The organism is Pseudobacter sp. (assembly GCF_051955275.1).
GTDB lineage: Bacteria > Bacteroidota > Bacteroidia > Chitinophagales > Chitinophagaceae > Pseudobacter.
In genome coordinates this window covers 1-4280 of record NZ_JBQCGW010000277.1, presented here as the reverse complement: position 1 = coordinate 4280, position 4280 = coordinate 1, and the positions used below count along the sequence as shown (strand labels likewise).

Sequence of the window (4280 nt, the reverse complement as noted above, 5' to 3'; positions counted from 1 at the left end):
CCCACTTCTTCACTCTCAGTCTTTGAGGGCTTCATGGATTTTCTGTCCTACCTGACCCTACGCATGTTCACCAGACCTGACATGAATTATCTCATACTGAACTCGCTTTCTTTTTTTGACAAGGAACTGCCCAAAATGCAGCAATACGGCAGAGTGCATTTGTTCCTTGACAATGACCAGGCCGCCAACAAAATAACCGCCAACGCACTTTCTGTTGACCCGCAAAAATTCCAGGACGAACGCAAGCTGTACCAGAACTACAAAGACCTCAATGAGTGGTGCCAGCAGCAAGGCAAAACCAACAGGCAGCAGCAAAAGCCTTGATTCCATGATGATCAGCAGCGCCCTGACAGGCCGCGGCTAATGCTGCTTTGCGCCCGGCAGAGCAGGGGTAAGCTCCGCACTGCATTTTTCGTAAGATCCCACAGGGGCCGACTGCTGCGCCTGGCCCAGCCAGATGTACCGTTGTCGGACAACGGAATCTGGCCGCCCCTTACTCCGAAGTCGTGGGGCGGTTCCCGGAATGACTATAAAGAGCTGATTTTCTGAAGTGACGATAAAAGAACTGTGAAGCATGAAAACAGAAAAACCACGCCGCACCAGGCGGCTGCACGTCCGGTTAACGGACCAGGAATACGAGATTCTTTCGGACAGGTTGGCCAGTACCACCTGCCGGCAGATCAGCGACTATGCCCGCAAACTGCTGCTGCAAAAACCGGTGACGGTCTACCACCGCAACCAGTCGCTGGACCAGCTCATGCCCCTGCTCGTCACCATCAAAAATGACCTCAACGCACTCGCCAATAACTACAACCAGGTGGTCCGCAAACTTCATTTGTTACAGCACCAAGCGGACCTAAAAGCATGGCTGCCCATGCACGAAAAAAACCAGCAGTTACTCCAACGAAAAGTCAGTGACATCAAGGTACTCATCGCCCAAATTTCTGATCAATGGTTGCAGTCGTAAAACCCATAGCATCCCTGCGCCATGCGCTGCACTACAACGAGAACAAAGTGAAGCAACAAGTGGCACGGCTTATCCACTCGGGCAATTTTGCCAAAGACACCGATGCACTTTCTTTTCGAGACAAGCTCGGCACTATTCAGAAATTTCAACAACTCAGTACAGCTGCTATCAATACCCTTCATATCACCCTGAACTTTCCGCCCGAAGAACAACACTCCAAAGAGAAATTGCAGCAGATCACTGAGCGCTACCTGCAGCTCCTGGGATACAGCCAACAACCTTACCTGGTGTACCAACACTTTGACAGCAATCATCCGCATGTGCACATCGTCACCACCAATATCCAGGCAAACGGTAAACGGCTCCCTACACACAATATCGGAAAAGTACAATCAGAACAGGCCAGAAAGGCCGTGGAGCAGGAATTTGGACTCACCAAAGCTGATGATGCCCAGCGGTCCCGGCAAATGGAGCTCAAAGCCATTAATCCGCAGAAAATTGTCTACGGGAAAGCTGGTGTCTCCGGCACCAAAAGAGCCATCACCAACGTGTTGGATCATGTGCTCAAATCCTATAAATACGCGTCACTGCCGGAACTGAATGCCGTCCTAAAAAACTATAATGTGATCGCTCATCAGGGCGGCAACAACAGCCGGACAGCCAGGCACAACGGCTTGTATTACCAGGTCCTCAACGAGCAGGGTAAAACCACCGGTGTTCCCATCCCAGCCAGTGACATCTATAGCAAGCCGACCATGAAATGGCTCACGCCCCGGTTCACGAAGAACCACCAGGATCGTCAGCCCTTTAAGCAACGGATCCGCAATGCGGTTGATCTGGCACTGCTTCGGCCTCATACTCATACCATCACCGCCTTACAGGATGCATTGAAAAAAGAAAACATCCAGCTTGTCCTGCGTCAAAATGATCAGGGCACCATCTACGGTATCACCTATATCGACCACCAGAAGAAATGCGTGTTCAACGGCAGTGACCTGGGCAAGCCCTACAGCGCTAACCAACTCCAGCAACGCATCGGGCAACTACACACTACCTTACCATCTCAACCAACCACCCAACAACAGCAATCAGCACAGCATCCACCTGCACCTGTTGAGCCAATGTCTGCCTACCACACATCCTCCGCCATACCTGCTACCACACAACTCTCATCACCTGCTCTGACTGCACCACTTGCCTACAATTCTAACCATCCTACCACTGAAGGTCCGCTGGCAGCAGAACTCCGCCAGGAACCACACAAACGCAGAAAAAAGAAATACAAACAGTAAACATGAACCGTTATGTTGAGGACAGGAGAGAACGAACAGGGGCTGAAGAAAGTCACAGACCTCACCAGATGGATTGCCCTGGGCATCCTATTTATCCATTTTTATTTTGAGTGCTACCAGGTATTTCAACGTTGGGGATGCACAGCGCCGCTCAGTGACCAGCTACTGCACAACATCGCCCGGACCGGGCTGCTCAAAGGTTTCAACCACACCAAAAGCATTGCTCTGGTATGCCTGCTCATTTCTTTGCTGGGTGTGCGCGGACGAAAAGACGAGAAAGCCAGTTACCGGACCGGCGTCACTTACCTGATCACCGGTATCGTTCTTTTTTATGGAGGCGGGTTCCTGATGCTGATCAATAGCATTGATCCTGCCTACATTGCCGTTGCCTATATGAGCACGACCATTGCGGGCGTGCTGTTCATCATCGCCGGAGGCAATATCATTTCCCGCAGCCTCAAACAACGGTTGAAAAACCAAGTGTTCAACGAAGCGGGGTTTCCGCAGGAGGAAAGACTGCTGAAGGATCCCTACTCACTCAACCTGCCTGCAGAGTATGAATACCAGGGACGCAAACGCAGGTCGTGGATTAATTTTTTGAACAGCCGCAGATCCATTCTCGTGCTCGGATCAGCAGGATCCGGAAAATCCTATTTCGTTATTGAGAACCTGTTGCGACAGCTCATCGCACAGCATAAAACCCTGCTGGTCTTCGATCACAAATTCCCGGAGCTCTCCCTCCTTACCTATAACCACTTCCTGCAGCACAAAGATCAGTACCCACCGGGCACCACCTTCCGCTGCATTAATTTCACTGATCTTAATCTATCGAACAGGTGCAATCCTATTCATCCTTTCACCCTCACCAGTTTGTCCAGCGCCATAGAAAGTAGTAAGTCTTTACTGCTCTCGATGAACAAGACGTGGGCCGGCAAACAGGGAGAATTTTTCGTGGATAGCCCAATCAACCTGTTGGCAGCCGTGATCGGCTTTCTGCGCAATTATGAACGTGGCAGGTATTGCAGTATCCCCCACGCGATAGAATTGATCCATCAGCCCTATGAAAAGCTCTTTACCATATTGCAGATCGAGCCGGAAATCCAAACCCTGATGAACCCCTTCAATCAGGCCTATATTGATGGAGAGCTGGAAACGCTCAATAGCCAGATGGCCAGTGTCAAAATCCCACTGGGCAGGATATCTTCCCCTGAACTTTATTACATCCTTTCAGGTGATGATTTTACCTTATCGCTCAACGACCCGAAACAACCGACAGTACTGTGTTTAGGCAACAATCCACAGCTACAGGAAGCCCTGGAACCGATCATGTCCTTGTATATCGACCGCATTAACAAAGTGGTCAACCAGCCCGGCAAACTTCCCTTTGCCCAATGCCTGGATGAGTTTGGCCGGGTCCGGGCCACCAGTGTGATGTCTACCATCCTGACAGGCAGATCCAATAATATCGTATCCATCATTGCTGTCCAGGATTACAGCCAGTTGAAACTCATCTACTCTAAAGAAGAAGCAGAGACCATATTTAACATCACGGGGAATATCATCAGTGGTCAGGGAAGTGGTGAATCTGCACGCCTGCTCAGCGAACGGTTCCCCAAAACATTTCAGGACCGGGAAAGCATTTCAATCAATAGCGGGGATACTTCTATTTCCAGGTCCAAACAACTGGAGCAATCAGTACCGGCCAGCACCATCGCCAGCCTCAGTTCAGGAGAATTCGTTGGTGTCGTGGCTGACAACCCCGACCAGCCTATTAAGAATAAAATATTCCATTCCAAAATCATCAACAACCATGAAGCCATCAGAAAGGAAAAAGAAGGTTACCAAATGTTGCCTGTACAGAACAATGTAACAAAGTCAACCATCAATCAGATCTTCCTCTCCATCAAGCAAGACACCAACGACTTTACTGATAGGATACTGGAAGAAATTCTGAATGATCCTTCAAGAGGAAACATAATTATTAAAAAGTAACAGCGAGATTTTAATTCTTTTTTTCAATC

The 4280-nt window shown here is 49.5% G+C and carries 4 protein-coding genes; all 4 read left to right on the top strand.

Annotated features, from left to right (window positions below; all coding sequences use genetic code 11):
• The coding region (locus tag ACTHMC_RS24580; RefSeq protein WP_440417316.1) for a toprim domain-containing protein at nucleotides 1-324 on the top strand (324 nt) is incomplete at its 5' end.
• A 250-nt stretch (nucleotides 325-574) separates the two neighbouring features.
• Nucleotides 575-967: a plasmid mobilization protein gene (locus ACTHMC_RS24575; RefSeq protein ID WP_440417314.1), complete on the top strand. Its 393-nt coding sequence runs from the start codon at nucleotides 575-577 to the stop codon at nucleotides 965-967.
• On the top strand, nucleotides 952-2259 hold the full coding sequence (locus ACTHMC_RS24570) for a relaxase/mobilization nuclease domain-containing protein (protein ID WP_440417312.1): 1308 nt from the start codon (nucleotides 952-954) through the stop codon (nucleotides 2257-2259). The genes ACTHMC_RS24575 and ACTHMC_RS24570 overlap by 16 nt, the downstream gene beginning before the upstream one ends.
• A 12-nt stretch (nucleotides 2260-2271) precedes the next feature.
• On the top strand, nucleotides 2272-4251 hold the full coding sequence (locus ACTHMC_RS24565) for a YWFCY domain-containing protein (RefSeq protein ID WP_440417310.1): 1980 nt from the start codon (nucleotides 2272-2274) through the stop codon (nucleotides 4249-4251).
• Nucleotides 4252-4280: the final 29 nt, after the last annotated feature.

Coding starts and splice junctions, on each gene's coding strand:
- ACTHMC_RS24565 (WP_440417310.1), top strand. CDS start 2,272: ATGTTGAGGACAGGAGAGAACGAACAGGGGCTGAAGAAAGTCACAGAC.
- ACTHMC_RS24575 (WP_440417314.1), top strand. CDS start 575: ATGAAAACAGAAAAACCACGCCGCACCAGGCGGCTGCACGTCCGGTTA.
- ACTHMC_RS24570 (WP_440417312.1), top strand. CDS start 952: ATGGTTGCAGTCGTAAAACCCATAGCATCCCTGCGCCATGCGCTGCAC.